General features: G+C 60.4%; 20 protein-coding genes and 2 pseudogenes. 8 read left to right on the plus strand and 14 right to left on the minus strand.

Annotation, left to right across the window (positions count from 1 at the left end; translation table 11 throughout):
• The 4 genes from C9413_RS08980 to C9413_RS08995 form a co-directional block, all read right to left on the minus strand.
• The coding region (locus C9413_RS08980; RefSeq protein ID WP_170250376.1) for an alpha/beta fold hydrolase at positions 1-376 on the minus strand (376 nt) is incomplete at its 3' end.
• Positions 377-616: 240 nt separating this feature from the next.
• On the minus strand, positions 617-1,123 hold the full coding sequence (gene msrA / locus C9413_RS08985; protein WP_040115915.1) for a peptide-methionine (S)-S-oxide reductase MsrA: 507 nt from the start codon (positions 1,121-1,123) through the stop codon (positions 617-619).
• The gene (gene msrB, locus C9413_RS08990) at positions 1,124-1,567 is read right to left on the minus strand and encodes a peptide-methionine (R)-S-oxide reductase MsrB (RefSeq protein WP_040115916.1); all 444 of its coding nucleotides are present in this window, start codon (positions 1,565-1,567) and stop codon (positions 1,124-1,126) included.
• Positions 1,568-1,680: 113 nt separating this feature from the next.
• Entirely contained in the window at positions 1,681-2,556 is an 876-nt protein-coding gene (locus tag C9413_RS08995; RefSeq protein WP_040115917.1) for a LysR family transcriptional regulator, read from the minus strand.
• A gap of 130 nt (positions 2,557-2,686) precedes the next feature.
• Here C9413_RS08995 and C9413_RS34170 point away from each other — a divergent pair, with 130 nt between their 5' ends.
• On the plus strand, positions 2,687-2,902 hold the full coding sequence (locus C9413_RS34170; RefSeq protein ID WP_040115918.1) for a hypothetical protein: 216 nt from the start codon (positions 2,687-2,689) through the stop codon (positions 2,900-2,902).
• Positions 2,903-2,907: 5 nt separating this feature from the next.
• On the opposite strand, the gene C9413_RS09005 is transcribed toward C9413_RS34170, so the two are convergent.
• Both C9413_RS09005 and C9413_RS09010 read right to left on the minus strand, forming a co-directional pair.
• On the minus strand, positions 2,908-3,987 hold the full coding sequence (locus C9413_RS09005) for an ionic transporter y4hA (RefSeq protein WP_170250377.1): 1,080 nt from the start codon (positions 3,985-3,987) through the stop codon (positions 2,908-2,910).
• Between the two features lie 223 nt (positions 3,988-4,210).
• Positions 4,211-5,539, minus strand: a complete 1,329-nt coding sequence (locus tag C9413_RS09010) for a PLP-dependent aminotransferase family protein (RefSeq protein ID WP_040115919.1) — start codon at positions 5,537-5,539, stop codon at positions 4,211-4,213.
• Between the two features lie 104 nt (positions 5,540-5,643).
• Here C9413_RS09010 and C9413_RS09015 point away from each other — a divergent pair, with 104 nt between their 5' ends.
• The 6 genes from C9413_RS09015 to C9413_RS09040 all read left to right on the plus strand — a co-directional run bounded on the left by C9413_RS09015 (position 5,644) and on the right by C9413_RS09040 (position 11,748).
• Positions 5,644-6,633, plus strand: coding sequence for a nitrate ABC transporter substrate-binding protein (locus C9413_RS09015; protein WP_040115920.1), 990 nt, complete (start codon positions 5,644-5,646; stop codon positions 6,631-6,633).
• A 35-nt stretch (positions 6,634-6,668) separates the two neighbouring features.
• On the plus strand, positions 6,669-7,559 hold the full coding sequence (locus tag C9413_RS09020) for an ABC transporter substrate-binding protein (protein ID WP_040115921.1): 891 nt from the start codon (positions 6,669-6,671) through the stop codon (positions 7,557-7,559).
• Positions 7,556-8,518 carry an amino acid ABC transporter permease gene (locus C9413_RS09025; RefSeq protein ID WP_040115922.1) on the plus strand — a complete coding sequence of 321 codons (963 nt, stop codon included), beginning with the start codon at positions 7,556-7,558 and terminating at the stop codon, positions 8,516-8,518. The genes C9413_RS09020 and C9413_RS09025 overlap by 4 nt, the downstream gene beginning before the upstream one ends.
• A complete protein-coding gene (locus tag C9413_RS09030; RefSeq protein WP_040115923.1) occupies positions 8,515-9,294 on the plus strand; it encodes an amino acid ABC transporter ATP-binding protein in 780 nt (259 codons plus the stop codon). Before C9413_RS09025 ends, C9413_RS09030 begins: the two co-directional genes overlap by 4 nt.
• An 87-nt stretch (positions 9,295-9,381) precedes the next feature.
• On the plus strand, positions 9,382-10,560 hold the full coding sequence (locus tag C9413_RS09035) for a M20 aminoacylase family protein (protein ID WP_040115924.1): 1,179 nt from the start codon (positions 9,382-9,384) through the stop codon (positions 10,558-10,560).
• 159 nt (positions 10,561-10,719) lie between these two features.
• Positions 10,720-11,748 (plus strand): GH25 family lysozyme, encoded by a 1,029-nt coding sequence (locus C9413_RS09040; protein WP_040115925.1) that lies wholly within the window; start codon positions 10,720-10,722, stop codon positions 11,746-11,748.
• A gap of 291 nt (positions 11,749-12,039) precedes the next feature.
• Here the strand turns inward: C9413_RS09040 and C9413_RS09045 are convergent, their stop codons facing one another.
• From C9413_RS09045 to C9413_RS09060, 4 genes are all read right to left on the minus strand, one after another.
• Positions 12,040-12,192 (minus strand): hypothetical protein, encoded by a 153-nt coding sequence (locus tag C9413_RS09045; protein WP_170250378.1) that lies wholly within the window; start codon positions 12,190-12,192, stop codon positions 12,040-12,042.
• Between the two features lie 128 nt (positions 12,193-12,320).
• Complete coding sequence (locus tag C9413_RS09050) at positions 12,321-15,581, minus strand: error-prone DNA polymerase (protein WP_040115926.1); 3,261 nt, start codon at positions 15,579-15,581, stop codon at positions 12,321-12,323.
• On the minus strand, positions 15,578-17,092 hold the full coding sequence (locus C9413_RS09055) for a DNA polymerase Y family protein (RefSeq protein ID WP_170250379.1): 1,515 nt from the start codon (positions 17,090-17,092) through the stop codon (positions 15,578-15,580). Before C9413_RS09055 ends, C9413_RS09050 begins: the two co-directional genes overlap by 4 nt.
• A complete protein-coding gene (locus C9413_RS09060) occupies positions 17,010-17,768 on the minus strand; it encodes an ImuA family protein (protein WP_040115928.1) in 759 nt (252 codons plus the stop codon). The genes C9413_RS09055 and C9413_RS09060 overlap by 83 nt, the downstream gene beginning before the upstream one ends.
• A gap of 878 nt (positions 17,769-18,646) precedes the next feature.
• Here C9413_RS09060 and C9413_RS09065 point away from each other — a divergent pair.
• On the plus strand, positions 18,647-19,399 hold the full coding sequence (locus tag C9413_RS09065) for an SHOCT domain-containing protein (protein ID WP_246703721.1): 753 nt from the start codon (positions 18,647-18,649) through the stop codon (positions 19,397-19,399).
• A 102-nt stretch (positions 19,400-19,501) separates the two neighbouring features.
• On the opposite strand, the pseudogene C9413_RS09070 reads toward C9413_RS09065, so the two are convergent.
• The 4 genes and pseudogenes from C9413_RS09070 to C9413_RS33195 all read right to left on the minus strand — a co-directional run.
• Positions 19,502-19,645 (minus strand): annotated as a pseudogene (locus tag C9413_RS09070) (transglutaminase-like cysteine peptidase); the annotation flags it as partial.
• A 269-nt stretch (positions 19,646-19,914) separates the two neighbouring features.
• The gene (locus C9413_RS09075) at positions 19,915-20,319 is read right to left on the minus strand and encodes a type II toxin-antitoxin system VapC family toxin (protein WP_040115930.1); all 405 of its coding nucleotides are present in this window, start codon (positions 20,317-20,319) and stop codon (positions 19,915-19,917) included.
• Positions 20,316-20,549 (minus strand): AbrB/MazE/SpoVT family DNA-binding domain-containing protein, encoded by a 234-nt coding sequence (locus C9413_RS09080; protein WP_040115931.1) that lies wholly within the window; start codon positions 20,547-20,549, stop codon positions 20,316-20,318. The genes C9413_RS09075 and C9413_RS09080 overlap by 4 nt, the downstream gene beginning before the upstream one ends.
• Before the next feature lie 153 nt (positions 20,550-20,702).
• Positions 20,703-20,942, minus strand: a pseudogene (locus C9413_RS33195) (AI-2E family transporter); the annotation flags it as partial.
• Positions 20,943-21,184: the final 242 nt, after the last annotated feature.

Consider the following 21,184-nt stretch of genomic DNA (forward strand, 5'->3'; position numbering starts at 1 on the left):
CTTCAGGAATGTTCCTGGCGACGGCCAGCACCGCTGCGCCGCCGAGCGAGTGGCCGATCAGCACTGACGGTGCCCGGTAGTGCTGACGAAGATAGTCGGCCGCCGAAAGCAGGTCGGCGACATTGGAGGAGAAATTTGTCGAAGCAAATTCGCCTTCGCTCGATCCCAGACCCGTGAAATCAAAACGCATGACAGCGATACCTTCGCGCGCAAGCTCCGCTGCAATGCGGCGAACTGCGGCCAAATCCTTGGAGCAGGTGAAGCAATGGGCAAAAAGTGCGTAGGCGCGTAAGGGCCAGTTCGGCACGTCGAGGCGGGCAGCCAGGGTTGCGCCGGAATGGCCGGCAAATTGAACCCGTTGCGTGTGGAAGGCCATGGGAATGCTCCGTCGCTGTGAGGAAATAAGCATTCTACATCAGCCACGGAGACCGACTATCTGGATGTTCGTTCAAACCAATCTTTGGCCAGATGTTTATGTCAGCGGAGCGCCGGCACTGCCGGCGCCGCTCCTTGGTGGCGGCGTCCAATCCGCACGACGTGCTCCGTTATGGCCCGGCGCATCCGCCGCACTTTTAGAATGGGGCGCCGATCTGCCTGGCAGGAGACAGGCGGCCGGCTATTCGGCCGCCGAGCGCCGTGGCAGCACCCAGTTGGCGCGCGGGAAGTGGCAGGTGTAGCCGTTTGGATAGCGCTCCAGGTAATCCTGATGCTCGGGTTCCGCCTGCCAGAAATCTCCCGCCGGCTCGACCTCGGTCACCACCTTGCCGGGCCACAGACCCGAAGCGTCGACGTCTGCGATGGTGTCCTCGGCTATTTTCTTCTGCTCGTCGTCAACGTAATAGATCGCCGACCGGTAGGAGGCGCCGACATCGTTGCCCTGCCGGTTTCTTGTCGTCGGATCATGGATCTGGAAGAAAAACTCCAGAATCCGTCTGTAGCTGATCATCTCGGGATCGAAGATGATCTCGATGCCTTCGGCGTGGGTACCGTGATTTCGGTAGGTCGCGTTCGGCACATCGCCGCCGGTGTAGCCCACGCGGGTCTGAATGACCCCGGGCAGCTTGCGGATCAAGTCCTGCATTCCCCAGAAGCAACCACCAGCCAGAACAGCTTTCTCGGTCATTTAGATATCCTCCACCTGGTTGAGATATGCACCGTAGCCCTCGGCGTCCATTTCGTCGCGCGGAATGAAGCGCAGGGCCGCGGAATTGATGCAGTAACGCAGGCCGCCTTGCTCTTGAGGACCGTCGGGAAACACATGTCCGAGGTGGCTGTCGCCATGCGCCGAGCGCACCTCGGTGCGGATCATGCCTTGGGAGCCATCTCGCAGTTCCTTGACGTTTTCCGACACGATCGGCTTGGTGAAGCTCGGCCAGCCGCAGCCGGAATCGAACTTGTCGCCCGAGGCAAACAGCGGCTCGCTCGAAACGATGTCGACATAGATCCCCGACCTCTTGTTGTCATGGTATTCCCCTGTAAAGGGGCGTTCGGTGCCGTTTTGCTGGGTCACCCGATATTGCTCGGACGTAAGTTTGCTGACCGCTTCGTCGGTCTTTGCGTAGGTCATTGCCTATCTCCGTTCTCGGATTTGTTGCCTGAATATGGCGAAGGCCCACGGGGATTCCCAATATCAGGTGTGCATAGATTCGATAGCCGTACCATAAGGACAGTTCTGTCCGCTTACGCCCAGTCGTACCGAGCTGCCATCTGCGCGATCTTGCGGATCTCGAGCGGCGTACCGGAACCGGAGACCGTCACGAAGACCAGTTCGCGTTCCAATGATATCCCTTCAACCGGGCGCGTCGCTATGCCCTGCACGACGACGGATCGTTCGGGCATGATGCAGATCGCGCGGCCTTCGGCTACCATTTGCTGGACCCAGTCCTCGCGCTCGGCACTGAAGCGCGGTTGCATGACCGCATCTTGGTCCATCAGGTGCTCGGTGATCTCGGTGTGAAACTCGCAGGCCAGCCGGTCAACGTAAGGATAGGCGGCAATTGCCTCGGTGCTGACGACATCTTTGCCCGCCAGCGGATGGCTCTCCGCACAGGCAAGGAGGAATCGCTCGGAAAACAGCGGCACGACGTTGAACTTGGGGTTGGGACGCGGCGCCCGCGGCAGGATGCAGGCGTGGTACTTGCCCGAAAGCACTTCGTCCGCGCCTTCTCCGGCCAACAGCTGATGCATGTTGATCTTTATGGAAGGAAGCTTTCCAAGCGCGTCGTCGAAGAATGCGGCAAAGGTAGCGGGGCCTATGGTCGGGGCAACGGCGATGTCGAGAATACGGCGTCGGCCGAGCACCGTGCTCTCGGAATGCTCGAGCACGTTTCGAAGCGCGAGTTCAATCCGCATGAATTCGGCCTGGACGTCGCGGCCAAGCGCCGTAAGTCGGCTGTCCTTGCCATCGCGATAGATCAGTGGACTGCCCAATTCTTCCTCTAGACGCTGGATTGCTCGAGTGAGACTTGGCTGCGAGACACCACTTCGACGTGCGGCTTGGGTGAAATTCAAGGTTTCCGCCAAATTGAGAAAGTACCTAACCTGATTGATGTCCATGGATCACTTCTTGCGTGAGTTTGAAGAGGATTGCCATCAAGGTGAAAGCGAGATGCCCGGGTTTCGAGCCGTCTAGGAGTGAATACAGATCAGCAATGGTTTTTGCCACTCCTGGAGAGCGCCTGCCGCGATGAGCTACCCAGTGCAGGCGATGATTTACCGCGAGGGCAGTGCGATCACAGCTTTCTTCAATGGGACCAAGAAAGCCATTGCGATGGTCATCGTCGGCCCGCGCTTAGGTGCAACGGCGCGCGTCACCGTCTCGGCCCAGGCAAGGGCATCCCGCTCACGCTCTTCGACGAGGTTGCCGGCTTCAGCCCATGCTTGCACGAGCGCGATCTTGTAGGAGGGCTACGGCGCGATGGCAAAGAACAAGAACACTGCAAAGACGACCAGGTGCACGATCCCCTGAAGCACCGTGGTTCGGGCCGTACCCAATGTGATCACGCTGATGATCAGCGTCAGCACCAGCAGAGTCTGATCCTTCTCCTCCAGGCCAAGCGCCAGGGGCTCGCCAAGCACGATCGAGACGAGCGCAACGGCAGGGATCGTCAGGCCGATTGTCGCAAGGGCCGATCCCAGCGCCAGGTTCAGGCTGGTCTGCAGTCGGTTGGCCCGCGCTGCCTTGAGCGCCGCCAGACATTCAGGAAGCAACACGACGCCCGCAATGACGATTCCCACGACGGCCTTCGGCACGCCGAGCCAGTCTACGCCTGCCTCCACCGAAGGCGTCAGAGCTTTTGCAAGGCCCACCACCGCCACGAGCGCGACGAGCAGCAAAGCTGCGCTCGTGGCTGCCGTCCTGTTTGAGGGCACCGGCGCGTGCGCATCCTCGTTATCGGCCTCGAACGGCAGGAAGTAGTCGCGGTGCCGCACGGTCTGGACGAAGATGAATGACCCGTAAAGAACCAATGAAACTGCACCGGCAAAGACAAGCTGCGGTGTACTGAACATCGGCCCCGCTGCGCGCGTGACGACGTTTGGCACGACCAGCGTCAGGACGGTGAGCGCGGCCAATACGGCCAAGGCAGCACTCGCTCCCTGGAGCTGAAATCCCTGTTCGTGGTGACGCATGCCCCCGCAAAGCAGGCACAGGCCGACGATACCGTTCATCACGATCATGACAGCGGCGAATATGGTGTCGCGAGCCAGGTCCGCCTTTTCTCCCGGAGCTGCGATCATCACCGAGACGATCAGCGCTACCTCGATCACGGTGACGGCGATCGCCAGAACCAACGTGCCGAACGGCTCGCCGACCCGCTGGGCGACAACCGCGGCGTGAAATACCGCGGCAAAGACGGTGGCGATCAGAGCTACTCCGGCAGCCGCAACAACAAGGCCCGCGCTGCCTGTAAACGGCGTCACCAACAGGATCGCCAATGCCACTGCAGGCGAAACCCATGCCCACCACGGTGTTTGTTCTGCTGCCAAGACGGTGAAAACCCATTGTTCGGCCGTATAAGGATACGCATGGAAATCCTCCGTAGGCAACCTTACGTCGCACTCCAGGGGCGTGAGTCCGGCTCCGGAGAAAGACATCCGGTTGTCACGCGCCGACGAGCTCAGTGTCTGGCGTTCATCAATCCTTTGAGGCTGCCTGGTGTCCAACCCTACCATCCTATCTGGACGCTCGGACACTTAATCAAATCCAGGATCAGCTGGTCGTGCAGGCGAGCGCGATGGCATCCGCGACCTCGCTGCTACGCTCCGAAAGATTGCCCGTTGCGACCCTGATATGATTGCTGGGCAGGATCGAGAACTTTGCGCCGGGGTGAACTGCAATCCCTCTCGCCGCCAAGGTGACCATCGCAAAAGGCTCTGACGCGACCGGAATCCAGGCGCAGAGGCCTCCTCCATCATCCAACTCGACGCCGCGCTCGCGCAGCGCATTCGTCAGATCATCGTGGCGCTGCTGATAGATATTGCGCGCCCGGGCAAGGATTTCCTCGGTCCTGGGATCGCGTTGCAGCCACGCTGCCGCTGCTTGCAGAATCCGGCTGGTCCAGCCGGCGCTGAAGCTCCGATAGGATTGAATCTGCTCCACGATCGCCCGGGAACTCGACAGCACGGCAAGACGCAGGTCCGGACCCAGCGTCTTCGAATAGGACAGGATGTGTATGACGCGGTCCGGATAGCGCCCTCCCAAGGAATGCTTCGGTGAGCCGGAAATGTCGGCCACGCCATCGTCTTCGATAATCAGCGTGTCGCTCCCTGCCAAAATATTTCCCAGAGCTTCCAGGCGCGCCTTGCTGACGCTTTGGCCGGTCACGGAGTGGAGCCGCGGCTGAAACAGAAATGCAACGGGACGATATTTCATGGCCGCTTCGAGCGACGACGGCAGGGGGCCGTCCTTGTCGCACTGAACGGGCAGGATACGCACGCCCAGATCCTCGAGTATATCGAGAAGGCGCATGGCCGTCGGGTTCTCGATTGCGACCGAAGCGCCAGGCATCACTAACGCATGCAACAGCGTATAGACGGCGTTGTATCCGCCATTTGTTGCAAGGAAGGCCTCCGGCTCGTAGGGCCAGTCGCGCCGCACGGCCGCTTCGAGCTCCGGCAGGATACGGCTGCGTTCGTAGCTGTTGAGGTTTTCCGCCGAGGCGCCGTATGCCAGGGCGTCTGTGAGGGGCGGCAGCAGGCGTACATCCGGGACCGCCGCCGTGAGGTCGAGCACGCCCTCGCCGTAGTTGCCGGAACTTGCAAGCCTCTCGGGCTTGGCAACGAACCGATCGCCGCTGACCCAGGTGCCGTTGCGGCCGCGCCCGCTGATGATCTTCTGGCGGCGCAGCTCGCTCCAGGCCTCGGAGATCGTCGCGGGGCTGACGCCAAGCGCGAAGGCAAGGTCGCGGATCGCAGGCAGCTTGGTTCCGACGGGAAGTGCACCTGCCCTGATCAAGGCACTGGTTTCCAACGCAATTCCGCGAATGGACTTGTCGCTTAACTTTTGGGCAAACCAATCGGCATTTCGTGTGTCGTTCATATTTTGCGCCAAGATTAAATGTTCAATAACGTAATAACATTTGATCGCAGCAAAGTGAACATTTATCTACGAACAGAAATGACCATTCTTTGCGAGCGAAATGCATGACTGTAACGATACGACTGGCCCTGCGCGACTGGGACTACATGACCCCGCTGGTGCTCGGAGAGGTCTCGTCACCCCGCCTCGACGTGAAGGTCGAAAGGGTTGGCACGCTCATCTCCCATATTGGAAAAGACGACGTCCACGAGGCGGCGGAAATGTCCTTCAGCCGATATACCCAGCTTCGCGCCGACGGCGACGAGACGGTGGTCGGCATCCCGAACTTCATCATGCGCGGCTTTCGCCATCGCTGCATCATCACGACGAAGCAGAGCCCGATCACGCAACTGCGTCAGCTTGCTGGAAAGCGGATCGGTGTGACTGGATGGCGCGATTCCGGAAATACCTGGACGCGCGCAGCCTTGCGCCGTGAAGGTGTCGGCGTCGAGGATGCGATGTGGTTTGCCGGCCGGTTGACGGAAGCCCACCCTGTCACCGATCGTCTCGACGGCTTTGGCCGCCCGGGACGCATCGAGGCCGCGCCCGGCGAGCGGCCGATGGTCGAGCTCCTGAAAGAGGGCGGGCTGGATGCGGTTTTCACACCCTTCATGCCCGAGGGCTTTTTCGATAAAGATACGCCGTTCCGCCAGGTGCTTGCAGATTTTCGCGGTGCCGAACGCCAATATTTCGACGACGTCGGCTACGTGCCGGGCATGCATCTCATTGGCGTCAAGGCGACGGTGGCGGCGCAACATCCATGGGTCCTCGAAGAACTCAGCACCTTGATCGATGAATCCAAGCGCGTCTGGACGACGAAGCGCCGCAAATATGCCGACACCACGCCATGGATGCTCGATGAACTCTTGAGGGTCTCGGCAGATCTGCCACCGGACTGGGACGAAAGCGGCCTTGATGCCAACTGTGCGATGATTGCCGATTTTGCCCGGGAGCTGCACGCGCAGGGCATCCTGCCGCGAGCGCTCACGCCGGCAGAGCTTTTTCCGCTGCAGGCGTCCTCAGATCGCCCGCAGCTTGCCGCAGCCGAATCCTGAACCTGTTCCATACAAACCAAAAAGGGGAATAAGAAATGCCATTGAAATCCATCACCTCCTTCGCTCTTGCCAGCGCCCTGCTCTCTGGAATGGCCATGGCCGAGGATGCAAAACTTCCGAAGCTCACCGTCAACGAGGAACTGCGGGCAAAGCTTCCCGAGGAGATCAAGACCGCCGGCAAGATGATCTCGGTCAACAACGGCTCCTTTCCGCCCTACGAGATCGTCACCGGAACGAAGATGGAAGGTGCAAGCGCCGACCTCACGGACGCGCTCGGCCAGGTGCTCGGCGTTACGATCGAGCACGCAACCGTCGGCGGCCTGCCGGCACTCCTCGCCGGCGTCAATTCCGGCCGCTATCAATTCGCCTTCGGTCCTGTCGGCGATTTCAAGAGCCGCGAAGAGGCCAACGATTTCGTCGACTGGGTGCAGGAATTCGTCGTCTTCGCCGTGCACAAGGGCAATCCGAACGGCATAACCTCGCTGGAGACTGCCTGCGGACAGCGCATTGCCGTCATGGCTGGCGGGTCGGCGGAGAAGGTCATCAAGGTCCAGGCCGAAAAGTGCAAGACCGACGGCAAGGAGGCGATCGAGGTTCAATCCTTCACCGACCAGCCGAGCTCCATCCTTGCCGTCAGGTCCAAGCGCTCGGATGCATTCTTCTCGTCCCAGGCTCCCCTCACCTATTTTGTGTCGCAGTCTAATGGCCAGCTCGAGCTCACCGGCGTCGGCCAGAAGAACGGCTTTGAAGATCTCTACCAGGGTGCGGTCGTGCCGAAGGGATCGCCGCTCGGACCGGTGTTGCACGACGGCATGAAAGTTCTGATGGACAACGGCACCTATGCCGCGATCATGAAGAAATGGGGCCTTGAGAACAACATGATCAAAGAGCCGGGCATCAATCTCGGCGGGATGTTGCCAAAATGAGCGCCAACAACCACAAAAACGCATCGCCTTCGGGCGGTGCCCGCGACGTCGTCAACGCGCACAAGCCGTTTCGCATCGATCGCCTGGTCCTTTGGACGCTGACACTTGGCATTGCGGCCGATTTTGGATGGATCGTTGCAAACAACGAGAATTTCGGCTGGCCGGTCGTCGCACAATATTTCTTTGACCCGACGGTCATCAGCGGCCTTTACGTCTCGCTGGGACTGACGGTCGTTGCCATGCTGATCGGCATAGCGCTCGGTCTGCTGCTTGCCATTGCGCGGTTGTCGACGGACCGGCTCGCCCATTCCCTTGCCGGCCTCTACATCTGGTTCTTCCGCGGCACGCCGCTCCTGGTGCAGCTCATCTTCTGGTACAACCTGTCGACGCTCTTTCCGTCGATTTCGATCACCGTGCCGTTCGGACCGACATTGGCCAGTTGGGATACAAATTCCGTCATCACGCCGATGACGGCGGCAATCGTCGGCCTGGCGCTCAACGAGGCGGCTTACATGGCCGAGATCATCCGCGGCGGCCTTCTTTCCGTCGACAGGGGACAGGCGGAAACGGCCGAAGCCTTTGGCATGACGCGGGCACGCGCACTGCGCAGGATCATCATCCCGCAGGCAATGCGCTCCATCGTTCCGCCAACCGGCAACCAGCTCATCAGCATGATCAAGGCGACCTCTCTCGTCAGCGTGATCGCCATGGCGGACCTGCTCTATTCGGTCCAGTCGATCTATAACCGCACGTTCGAGATCATTCCGATGCTGCTCGTCGCGGTGGTCTGGTACCTGCTGATTACCTCGATCCTCAACATCGGCCAGGGCTATATCGAGCGCTACTACAGCAGAGGCGACAGACGCTCCGGCAGCGCGGCGAAGCCTGCCGGACAGGCAGGCGCGCCGATCGTACCCGATACCCCCTCACCCGCCATCGCACAGGAGGCGAGCCATTGAATGCCCTTGCAACTGTCGAACCGCTCGTCCACGCACGCAATGTTCACAAATCCTTCGACCAGCTTGAAGTCTTGAAAGGGATCGATCTTGACGTCGCCCCTGGCGAGGTTGTGGTTATCCTCGGGCCATCCGGCTCGGGCAAATCGACCTTCCTGCGCTGCATCAACCATCTGGAGGCAATCAATCAGGGCTCTATCATGGTCGATGGAGAGCAGATCGGTTATCGATTGCGAAAGGGCCGGCTTGAGAAGCTCTCCAACAATGCAATCGCTGCACAGCGGCGCAAGATCGGCATGGTCTTCCAGCAGTTCAACCTCTATCCGCACATGACCGCGCTCGAAAACATCATCGAAGCGCCGGTGGGCATCCACGGCGAAAGCCGCAAGGCCGCAACGGAAAATGCGCTGACGCTTCTGGAGCGCGTCGGCCTCTCGGAAAAAGCCGGCAGTTATCCGCGCCAGCTTTCCGGCGGCCAGCAGCAGCGCGTGGCGATCGCACGGGCTCTGGCGATCAAGCCGAAGCTGATGCTGTTCGACGAGCCGACCTCCGCACTCGATCCCGAACTCGTCGGTGAGGTCTTATCCACCATGCGGGACCTGGCAAGCCAGGGATTGACCATGATCGTCGTCACTCACGAGATTGGTTTTGCGCGCGAAGCGGCCGATCGGGTCATCTTCATGGATGGCGGCAAAGTCGTTGAACACGGCAAGCCCGAAGATGTCCTCGGCAATCCGCAGCATCAGCGCACGAGAAGCTTTCTCGCGCGCTTCATCTAGCCGGGCAATCTGTACGCTCCGCATTCTGCCCGCGGCGCCAAACCGCGGCGCCACCATCCCGTTCATTCTAGCTATCGGAACTGACTGATGACACGCGACAATGCTTTTGCCCGCATCTCCGACTTCGAACCGCTCAAGGAAGAGCTTCTCGCGACCCGCCGGCATCTTCACGCCAATCCGGAACTGTCGTTCGAAGAGGTCGAGACGGCACGCTTCGTCGCCGAAAAACTGGTTTCCTGGGGCTACGAGGTTTGCCGCAATGTCGGCGGCCACGGTGTCGTCGCACGTCTTAAGGTAGGCAGCAGCCCACGCAGTATTGCGATCCGTGCCGACATGGATGCCCTTCCGATACAGGAAGAAACGTCCCTACCTTACGCGAGCCGGGCCGCCGGCAAGATGCATGCATGCGGTCACGACGGCCACACGACGATGCTGCTTGGGGCTGCGCAATATCTGGCGCGCACCCGCCGTTTTGACGGAACGATCAACCTGATCTTCCAGCCCGCCGAGGAAGCAGGGACCGCAAGCGGTGCTGAAGCGATGATCGCTGACGGATTGTTCGAACGCTTTCCGTGCGATGCAATTTTCGGGCTGCACAATCATCCCGGCGCACCGGAAGGCACCTGGCTTTTGCGTTCCGGTCCATTGATGGCCGCTGCCGACACGGTACGAATCACCATCAAGGGAAAGGGCGGCCACGCCTCCAGGCCGCATCTGACGGTGGACCCCGTCGTTATTGCCTGCAATCTTGTCGTCTCTCTGCAGTCGGTCGTTTCGCGCAGCATCGATCCGACGCAGACGGCAGTTGTCACCGTCGGCTCCATCCATGCCGGCGAGGCCTCGAATGTCATTCCGGACATCGCTACGCTTTTGCTGAGTGTCCGGTCCTTCGAACCGGCGATCAGGGACATTCTGGAGGCGAGAATCCGCAAACTCACCGCGACCGTCGCTGAAGGCTATGGGGCCAGGGCCGAGGTCGACTATGTGCGCGGCCACCCGGTCGTCATCAACTCCGAGAAGGAAACCGAATTTGCCCGCGGCATTGCGGAGGAACTCGTCGGCCCGGACCAGGTCTTGACGTGCCCGCTCATCCCGGGAAGCGAAGATTTTTCCCATTTTCTCGAGCATAAGCCGGGCTGCTTCCTGCGCCTTGGCAACGGCCTGAACTCGGAGATCCTGCACAGCTCGAAATACAACTTTGCAGACGAGAACCTGACGGTTGGCGCCGCCATGTGGGCGCGGCTGACAGAGAAATTCTTGGGCTAGAATTCCCGTGACGCACCCGCAAGCATGCGCGCGCCGTTAACCTTGGCGATAAAGATTGTATTCAGTCTTTTTTGGTAATTTTCCGTTAGCCATTCACGCCAGCCGGTCCCGGCGGCAGGGGATTGGCATCGGCGGCAGTTGTTTTGCGTATGGGTTCTTATGCGTCTATCGAATGTGACAGCAATTTTTCTTGCCTGCCTGACATTGGCCGGTTGCGCCGCCAATTCTCGTCCTGCGACCGTTCAGGCCGGGCGACCATCTGAGGAGACGACGGGCTCGGTTGCCCAATCGGCCGTGCCCGTCCCTGCCGCCGATATCGGCGACGTCGCGGCGCAAGCTGCCCCGCCGCAGGAGACATTGGCCTGGGCGGGATCGATACCGCAACCGCAGGCGTTTGCGCCGGCTTCAAGAACCGTTGGCGCGCCCGTTCCGTCAGACCGGCCGATTGCCATGCTTTCGCCGGACAAGCCTGAGATGGGGACAGCTCCGCAGACGCGCTCGCAGATTTACAGCTACGGGTTCCGCGACGCCAAGCCGATTAATTTCGGGTCCATATCGCCCAGAAAGCTTGCCGTGCATGGCGTCGACGTGTCGCGCTGGCAGGCGGAGATCGATTGGGAAAGGCTGAGAAGGCAGGGGGCGAACTTCGCCTATATCAAGGCGACCGACGGCGGGGATCATCTCGATCCGATGTTCAAGAAGAACTGGCGCCGGGCAAAGGAAGCCGGATTGAAGCGCGGCGCCTATCACTTCTTCTACTGGTGCCGGACGGCTGGCGAACAGGCCGACTGGTTCATCCGCAACGTTCCGAAGGAAGCTGGCGCGCTTCCCCCGGTGATCGACGTCGAGTGGAATGGTGAATCGAGCTGCAAGCGACGGCCTTCGCGCGAGCGGGTGCTCGAAAAAATGCAGGTCTTCATGGACAAGCTTGAGCGGCATTATGGTCAGCGCCCGATCATCTACACTGCACCCGACTTCTATCGCGACAATCTCAAGGGCGCGTTCCTCGACTATCCCTTCTGGCTGCGCTCGGTCGCCGCTCACCCGTCCAAGGTCTATCCAAAACGGAAGTGGGTTTTCTGGCAGTATTCGGGCTCCGGCCTGTCGCACGGTGTCGATGGCCGGATCGACCTCAACGTCTTCCATGGCGATGAAGGCGACTGGCATGACTGGGTGGCGTCACGGTAACGCCGGGCGGCGGGGTAGTTTAGCTTGCCCCTGAATAAGCGAGGAACCATCCCGGCCACCGAAGGATGAATTGCGTCGCCGTGCAAGCCGCTGCGATTCCTGCAGTTTCCAGTAGCCACCGGGACGGGAACCGCGGTTCCGACGACGGCAATCTTCGCCTCCAAACAACACCATCAGCGCTGCCACACTTCAAACAGTTCCCTCCGACGGGCGGCAGCCGTCGGGCGGGGCGAGTAATTCTGGACCTTGCCGTCTTGTAGGGTAAGCGTTCGGTTGCTCGGGCAAGTTCCCTCAGGCGGGGTGCGGATAGACCTTGATGAGTCCAGGTGCGACGATTTCAGTCGTAAGAAGCGGATATCCGGCGGCCTCGAAGTCCTCGCGTAGATCATCGCTCGTTCCGGCGTTGACTGCCAGGGCCACCCGATCGGCTCCTTCGCGGTCCATGTGGCGTCGATCCCGGTACGGCTCCCAATTTCTGTCTCCCGGATCGTAGATCCCACTCCGTTGCGGCCGTCAAGTGACAGGTGATACAGTATTTCGGCAACGCTCCGGTCCCTCCATACCTCTGTCAATCAATGGAAGTTCCGCGATTTGACCTTCAGTGTGTCGATGTGCCAATCGGGTTCGTAGAGATCTCGCGTCGGTGCCAAGGGCTTTGGTCGATCCCGCGAATCCGGCGAACCGCTTCCGTGAACCACCCCGTCACCGCGACCATGTTGCAACGGAAACGCTCCGTCACGCTCGCCGAGCCCTCCGAGATCGGACGACAGGTCGAACAGCCGCCGGGCGACCAGATGGACGACCTCGCCCTCGCGCTGGATTTTGCCGTTGATGGCGAGCATCGTGGCGGACAACACGACCCGCCTCTGTTTCTCAAACAGGCTCGGCCAGATGACGGCGTTGACGATTCCGGTCTCATCCTCCAGTGTCATGAACATCACGCCCTTGGCCGACCCAGGCCTTTGGCGCACGAGGACCAGTCCCGCCGTCATCAGCCATCGCCCGTCCCGCTCGGCCATCGCCTCGCCACAGGTGACGATGCTCCGCTTCCTGAGGTCCTGACGAAGAAAGGACACCGGATGCTGGCGCAGGGTCAGACCTGTGTGACTGTAGTCTTCCACGACCTCCATGCCCTGTGTCATCGATCTCAATGTGACCGCGGGTTCCTGCATTTCCGCAATCGCCTTCGCTTCCCGCTCCGCCGCCGCGACCCATAGTTCGAGCGGTTCGTCGCGCAACGCCTTGATCGCCCAGAGCGCCTCACGCCGTTCAAGGCCCATCGACGGGAGGAAAGCGTCGGCTTCGGCAAGCTTGACCAGAGAGGCCGTGGGCACGCCTGATCGCCGCCATATGTCATCGGCCGAGACGAAAAACTGGCCGGCGCGCGACGCGACGATCCTCGCGGCGTCTGCCGTTGCCAAACCCCGCACCATTCGCAATCCAAGTCGAACCGCGCGATGACGCGAACCCGCCCCGTCTTCCAAGGTGCAATCCCAGCGGGACCGATTTATGCAAACGGGCCTGATCTCGATCCCGCGAACCCTGGCGTCGGCAACGATCTGGGCCGGAGCGTAAAAACCCATCGGCTGAGAGTTCAGGAGAGCTGCGCAGAAGGCGTCCGGATGGTGGCATTTCACCCAGCTCGAGGCGTAGGCGATCAGCGCAAAAGACGCAGCATGGCTCTCGGGAAAGCCGTAACTGCCGAAACCTTCGAGCTGGCTGAAGGTCTTTTCCGCGAATTCCGGCGAATAGCCGTTTTTCACCATGCCGGACACCAGCTTGTTCTTGAACTTCGAAACCCCTCCTGTGTGCTTGAAGGTCGCCATCGCGCGCCGCAACTGGTCCGCCTCTCCCGCGCTAAAGCCGGCGCAGACCATCGCGACCTTCATCGCGCTCTCCTGAAAAAGCGGCACGCCAAGCGTCTTGCTCAGCACCGCCTCCAGTTCCGGCGTCGGGTACTCGACCTTTTCCCGGCCTTCCCGCCGCCTGAGATAGGGATGCACCATGTCGCCCTGGATCGGCCCGGGCCTGACGATCGCCACCTGGATCACCAGGTCGTAGAACGTCTGCGGTTTCAGCCTCGGGAGCATCGACATCTGGGCGCGCGACTCGATCTGGAACGTCCCAAGCGTGTCGGCCTTGCGGATCATCGCGTAGGTCGCATGGTCCTCCTGCGGAATTGACGCAAGGTCCTTGTTGTCTCCTTTGTGTTCTGCCATCAGCGCAAAGGCCTTGGACATGCAGGTCAGCATTCCAAGCCCTAGGACGTCGACCTTCATGAAGCGCAGCGCATCGATATCGTCCTTGTCCCATTCGACGACCTGACGGTCGTCCATCGCGGCCGGCTCGATCGGCACGAGGTCGTCCAGCCTGTCATGGGTCAGCACGAAGCCGCCAGGATGCTGTCCAAGGTGACGGGGCGCACCCATCAGTTGCCGGGCAAGATCGAGGGTCAGCCGCAGGCGGTAGTCCGAGGCGTTGAGATTGTTCTCCTTGAGATGCTTCTCGCTGACGCCCTCTGACCAGCCCCAAACGCCGGATGAAAGCTGGGCGATCATGTCCTCGGGAAGCGATAGCGCCTTGCCGACGTCGCGCAGCGCGCCCTTCGTGCGGTATCGCGTGACCGTCGAGCAGAGTGCGGCCCTGCTCCGGCCGTAGGTCTCGTAGATCCACTGTATGACCTCTTCGCGCCGCTCGTGCTCGAAGTCCACGTCGATGTCCGGCGGCTCGTTGCGCTCCTGGCTCACAAATCGCTCGAACAGGAGATCATTTGTTTCCGGGTCGATCGAGGTGATGCCGAGGCAATAGCAGACAGCCGAGTTCGCCGCAGATCCCCGGCCCTGACAGAGAATGCCCCTTGAACGCGCGAACCGCACGATGCTGTAAACCGTCAGGAAGTAGGGCGCGTATTTCATGACCCTGATGAGTTCGAGTTCATGCTGGACTGCCCTCCTGACTTTCTCGGGGATGCCCTCGGGATATCGTTCGGCTGCCCCTTCCCAGGCGAACTTCGTAAGGCTCTGCTGGGCGTCGAGGCCCGGAACAATCGCCTCCTCGGGATACTGATATTCGAGTTGGCTCAGATCGAAACGACAGCGGTCGGCAATCTCCCGCGTTCGGGCCAACGCTTCGGGGTATTCGGCAAACAGCCGATGCATTTCCTCGGGAGCCTTGAGGAAACGGTCTGCATGTCGCTCGCGCTCGAAGCCGACATCGTCGATCGTTGTCTTGTTGCGAATGCAGGTCACGACGTCCTGTAGCTGGCGGCGGGAAGGCTCGTGAAACAGGACGTCATTGGTGACAACTGTCCGCACTTTGAATCGGGTCGCCAAGGTCGAAATACCATGGAGGCGCAGCCTGTCGTTCGGCCGACGCCGCAGACAGACGCTGACATAGGCACGGTCATCAAAGAGTTCGGCGAGCTTGCGCAACTGCATGCCGCAGGTCTCGTCCGCCTCGTCAGGAACGAGGACTGCAATGAGGCCATCGGCGTACTGGGCGAAATCGGAGAAATCGAGAACGCAGTTTCCCTTGCCGCCTCGCGATTTTCCGAGCGACAGCAGACGGCAGAGCCGCGAGTAAGCCGGACGATCTGTCGGGTAAACGAGTATCGACATGCCGTCCGAAAGGTCCAGCCGGCATCCGACTACGAGCCGCACGCCGGTCGTCTTCGCCGCCTCCCAGGCACGCACGATTCCTGCCAGAGTATTGCGATCGACGACACCGAGCGCATCGATACCGAGGACCGCGGCTGTGGCAAAGAGTTCCTCGGCGGAACTGGCGCCTCGCAGGAAGGAGAAATGCGTCGTGACCTGGAACTCGGCGTATCTCATCCGAACACTCCATGGAGGAACCATCGATGGGAGCCGGTTTCCGCATCGAACCCGTCGCCGGCCCGAAAGATCCAGTATCGTTCACCCACCTCATCTTCGACCACGAAGTAGTCCCGAACCGCGGACATCTCCGTGGGGCGAAGCCACCATTCGCCGAAGATGCGTTCTGGACCGTCGGCGCGTTTTACGCGTCGTCGCTTGCCGCGCCAGGTGAAGACGGCAGGTGGCTGGTCGGGAAGCAGGGCGATCACCTCGATCCGCTCGGGCGTCGAAAGTAGACGTGACGGCCTCGGCCACTTCGCCGCCCAGTTCTCTCCGGTTTCGTCTGCCGTCGGACTGATCTTCCTGACGGACCTTTCCGGAACGTCGGCAGCAACGGGAGCGACGCGATAGAGACGCTGGCCGCGATTACCGAGGATATCGACCAATGGCGTCACGTCGACGATCGTCTCCTCGATCAACGAGGGTGCGATTTGCTTCTCCTCCAGCGGTTCTACCATAACGGCAACGAGCGCCATCTTCTCGATTCCGAAGCCAGGATCGATCTTCTCGATGCGGTCGCAGAGGAGTTTCGAAAGTCGGGCGGGCTCGCGGACAGGCTTGGCGAGGCCCGCCCTCAGACATTGCCTGATGTTGTCCACGCGGTGAATGATCAGGTCGCATCGGCGTACGCCAAGCCCTCGCTCCTCCAGCCTAGCCGTCAATTGGACGACGAGGCGGCGCGTGTATTTTGCGATGGTTTCGGCCGCGCCGATCGGTTCGGAGAAATTGCGGGATACCTCGACCAGGTCCGGCGTACGGATCGGGTCAATCGGTTCGGCGATCCGGCCGAACATCTGGTCCAGGCGACGGCAGGGTTCCGGACCGAAGCGAAGCGTCAGGGGTGCGCGCGGCATTGAAAAAAGCTGGCCGACGGTATCAACACCGAGCACCCGCAGACCCTGGACCATTTCCGATGGCAGCCTGAGACAGTGGATCGGCAGTTGGGTTACCACCTTGGCAATCGCTCCAACGGGAACGACGGTCGTATCGTCCGAAGTCAGCCGCGCAAGTGCGTGGGCCGCACCCCAGGTATCGGCTACGGCTGCCTTCGCTGACAATCCCTTCGCCCGCAGTCTGTTCACCAATCCGCTGACGAGGAGGGCTTCGCCGCCCTGCAGATGATCCGCTCCCTCGGTGTCCATCACGAAGCCGTCGGTCCCATCCACGGCGACCACCGGCGTGTACTGCCGGAGCGCCCAAAGGGCGAGCCGCTCGAGCGCGGCGGCGTCCTCGCCAGGAGCGGCGTCAATCATGACCAGATCGGCGACCATCGCCTGGGCCTTGCTGGCGGGCATGCCGATTCTTAGACCGAGCTTTGACGCCTTGCTGTCGGCGGCAGAAATCCATCGCTTGGAGCCGCTCTTCGAGATGACGACGAGCGGGCGTTCAGCTGGCACGGCTTCTGCTCCATGCCGTCTGAGCCGATCCGTGGCCAGACGCGGGAAGTAGACGGATACGACCCTTGGCATCGCAGGCTCCTATTTCAAACTCAGCACACTCGCCCGCCTTCACACGCATCAATTCCGCCAGCCATCGCGCCCGGCCGACACCGGCAACGGGAAGCGGTTCGGACGGCAAGACGCTCACGCGCCATCTCGTTGCTGCAGCGGTGGGCTGGCCAAAGTCCGAGGCTTCCGTCTGCCGCCGCCAGCGCCGGAGCGCTATACCCATCGTGCCGGTCTTTTCGGCTGCCAGCTGGAGACGGCGCGAGGCTGTCATGGGAAGACGTACGAGCTCGCCGACCACCGCTCCAAGGCCACCGAAACAGAGGCCTTCTTCCATTGAAGCCAACACGTCCGCTTCCCGGTCGGCCTCGCAGAAGATCACCCGGTCGGCATGCAGGCCCGCCTGAGATATGGCCGGAAAAAACAGGTCTGGCCTTGTCAGACACCACAGGATTTTACCCTTTGTGCGGGCAGCGATGCCCGCCGCAAACAGCGCTGCGGCCGCTCCATCGACACTCCCTGTCCCGCCGCCGGCGACCTCATGCAACGCTCCGTATGAAAGGCCCCCGCCCGGAAGGTGTCGGTCGATTTCGGCGACCCCGAACGGCAGGACGACCTTGCGGCGGCCAGCCGTTCCTTCGAGATGCCGGATATGGTCTCGAAGCTCGGAGAGGGTAAGGTTCGCGCGCGGCTGCGCCATCTGTGGCCTTCGTCAAAAGCAGGTTTCCATCTCGTTTAAAAGCGAGAATGTTCCTCTTTTGTTCCTATGCGAAAAGCGAGTCAATCGGCATGTTTCGGGTGGCATCTCACCTCAACCGTCCTCCACAGCACGAAAACTCGTGATCCATCAGAGAAATCAATGCGATACAGGAGCCTGTCCACAGCGGTCGAAAATGTCATCGATGAGAAAAGATTCCGGCGGCGGCAGTGCGACTCCGAGAGAGGCGGTCATGGTCAAGGCGAGTAAAAGCCAGACCTGTTCTGACGCTAGGTGTCGCCACTCAGTTGCACCGAAGCCCGCCGCCCACATCACAACGGTCCTATCCGTCACTGCAACGGATAGCGTGGATAGAGAGGTACTTGCGCGGCTTTAGGTTGAACCCGACGCCGAATAGTGCCGGGACCTCGACCTAGATCTGTTTTGACGATGCGGCCGCATCTATCGATTTGTTGCGACCGGTCGCACAGTTTGTCATCTCGACGTCCGCAGTAATCGCGGCGTGGTCGGGAGATTGTACGTAGGTGGCGTGACTTTGCCCGCAGTCCTGGCGTTCCGGTATCTGAGGTCAAGATTATGGAAGCAGTTTTCGAACTGCGTCGATATCGGCGCATAAGCCTACGCCGACGATGTGATGGTAGAACTGGTGCGATATCTTGTGACATTTGTCACCTCGTTCCGTATTGTTCTAATGTCGTGGAGAGCTTCTTGACTTCGTTGCGGGGCTCGGCCTTGCGACATGCACGCTTCATAAGGCAAGGGCGATCACGATGAGACAACTCAGTGAAGAGGGTCGACGGACCCTGGAGGGGATTGCACAGCGGTACGGGGTCAGCCTTAGCGCGGTCGAGCACCTTCTGATGGCGATTATCGCCGGACAGGCGACACAGGCTCAGTTCAACCATCCTGATCTCGGTGGCATGGGGCAATGGTCGCAGGGCGGCATGATCATGGTCGGCGACATGTTCAACCATGCTCTGAAGGCGAACGTGGCGGGGATTTGTTCCGAGCTTGCGGTCCTGGTAGGCAGCACGGATTTGCTGGAGCCGCAGAGGTCGCACCAGTCCCAATACCAGGGTCAAGGCGGCGTCAGTTTGTTCGTGCCTGGGGCGTTGTCGGCCGGGAACTGGTGGCCCGAGGAGCTCGGGCATCCTGCCTCGACCGGGGCGCAGAATGACCTGCGCTATGCGTTTTTCCCGACAACCCGACGACTGGCGATCGATGTCGGCGGCCGGGTTACGGTCTACGACACGAAGGACCATCGCATTGGCGGTTTCTCGCAACAGCAAAGCAGCGACCAGTCGCTGAGCTTTACGTCTCAGCACGGACTCGTGAAAATTTCGGAACTGGATGTGGTCCGTCAGAACGGCAAGGAACCGGCGGGCACGTCGGCTACCGGCCCATCTGCCGCCACGGTTGCGCCATCGATATTCGCATCGTCCGCGCCGGAACCCCCCGAGCCACAACAAGCGGCGCGTCCAGCGCCGGAGGCGCGTCGGTCCGATGAGGACATCTTCGACAAGATTGAACGCCTCGCAGCCCTTCATGCAAAAGGTATTCTCACAGATCAGGAATTCGAGGCGAAGAAATCGGAGTTGCTCAGCCGACTATAGGACCCGACGAACAGGGGCTTGCCGGACGCCGATCAGTTGATGGCTTTTCATCGAGCCCGGATAATCACTGCGCGGGCCGCCTGCAAACGTTCATCCGGATCTTTACCGATCGATCGGATTGTGGTGGCTTTGGCGTCTCAGAAACACCTGCGGTGCCGCGTGCCAAGGTTTGATCTCATCTGCGAGATCATCAAGAATGAAATCACCTTCGCTGGTGGAAAGCGTCAGGACGGCGTGTCCTTCACCTCAGGAAATGCAGCATGTCAGCCTTTGGCTCTTAATCTGCCATGTCCCGCGCAAGGCGCAAAGATTAGGAATGTCGCTCGACATATTCATGAAAGCATTTCACTGCCAACCTCGCCGGTGAAATAAGCTCAAATCCTTTTCCGCGTTTCGGCACCCTCAATTCGTAGTCTAGATGCCAAAGTTTGCACACAGATCTGAACCCGGAGTTCTGCAACCACATCCGCGACGCGGATACGGCGCGGCGCTACAGCCACTGGAAATATTTCCGGCTACGCGTGCGGCGTAATCAGCGTCACTGACGGAAAATATGTGCGGTAGCGGCCAAGGTCGCGGGTGAGCAACGGAAGCTGACTAACCGCTGCATGGGCACCTATGAAAAAGTCGGGCAATACGCCGGTCTTTGATCCTCCGGCGCGGCGATACTGCGTAAATATCTTGCCGGCAAGGAAAAGGGCGGCTCGCGGCATTGCAGTCATTTCAAGCCCAGCCTCGTCGAGGAATGCCTCGAGTTCTTCGATACGATCGTATCGCACCGCCAGCTCGGCGTACACGGTATCATTAATCAGCAAAGGCCCATCGAGGCTCGCCGCTTCAAGTTGTGCAATCGACCAATCCGCCCACGCCGGATCATCAGTGACAACGTCCAGGAGGACATTGGTATCGACGAGGGTCAAGTTTCGCCACGTGTCAGTGCCATAATGGCATCGGTGCTGAGCCCCTTGCCCGCCTGACCTCGCAACTTCGCAAACCGGCTCACAGCCTGCTTCTTGTCCGCCCGCACCACGACAATGCTGCCATCGGCGGCGCGGCGGAAATCAACCTTGCTTCCGGGAACGATTCCCAACAGATCGCGGACGGGCTTTGGAATGGTCACCTGCCCCTTTGCTGTCACTGTCGTCGCCATTTGCGCCCTCGGTAATACTTGACCTTCAGAAGGTATTACTTTGTAAGGGCGAAGTCAATAAGGCGGTCTCCAAGATGATATGCTTTCATAGGTGTTGTGCCGGCGGCGCGCCGCAATCCGCGAAGCCGAAACGATGAGCGAAAATCCGTCAACTCAATCCCTAGTATTGGCTTCCAAGTCGCCAGCCGCAAGGGAAGACGGTGCCGATTGCATACGCTCTTCGAGTTCCGCTGCGGCCCACTCGAGAAAGAGATTATAGGCCACCGCCAGTAACCTTGGTCCGAGAAAAAACTCGATGAATCCGAAAGCCAGAACGCCGCCGACGAGCCCGAATAGACCGAGCAGCTCGGGAAGATTGATGTTCTGGCTGAGCAGATATGGTCGGAGGAAGTTGAACGGATAGATGCAGAAATCCAAGGAAGAACAACTACAAGCCCGCGTTTTCAGTGCGGGTCTCCGCTCAGAGCGAGACGATGCGTGGAGAACCGGCCGTCGCGCTGTCATGTGGGCGGAGGTGGCTACCGCGCCGGCCATTGGCGACTAAGGCCCGTCGGCTGCCCTAGAACGAGCTAACCGACGGACCGATTGCCATTGGATGTGGCTTTAATGGATCGCGCCAGATCGCTGTGCCGGAA

Source organism: Rhizobium sp. SEMIA 4085 (genome assembly GCF_013004495.1).
In the GTDB taxonomy this organism is placed as follows: domain Bacteria; phylum Pseudomonadota; class Alphaproteobacteria; order Rhizobiales; family Rhizobiaceae; genus Rhizobium; species Rhizobium gallicum.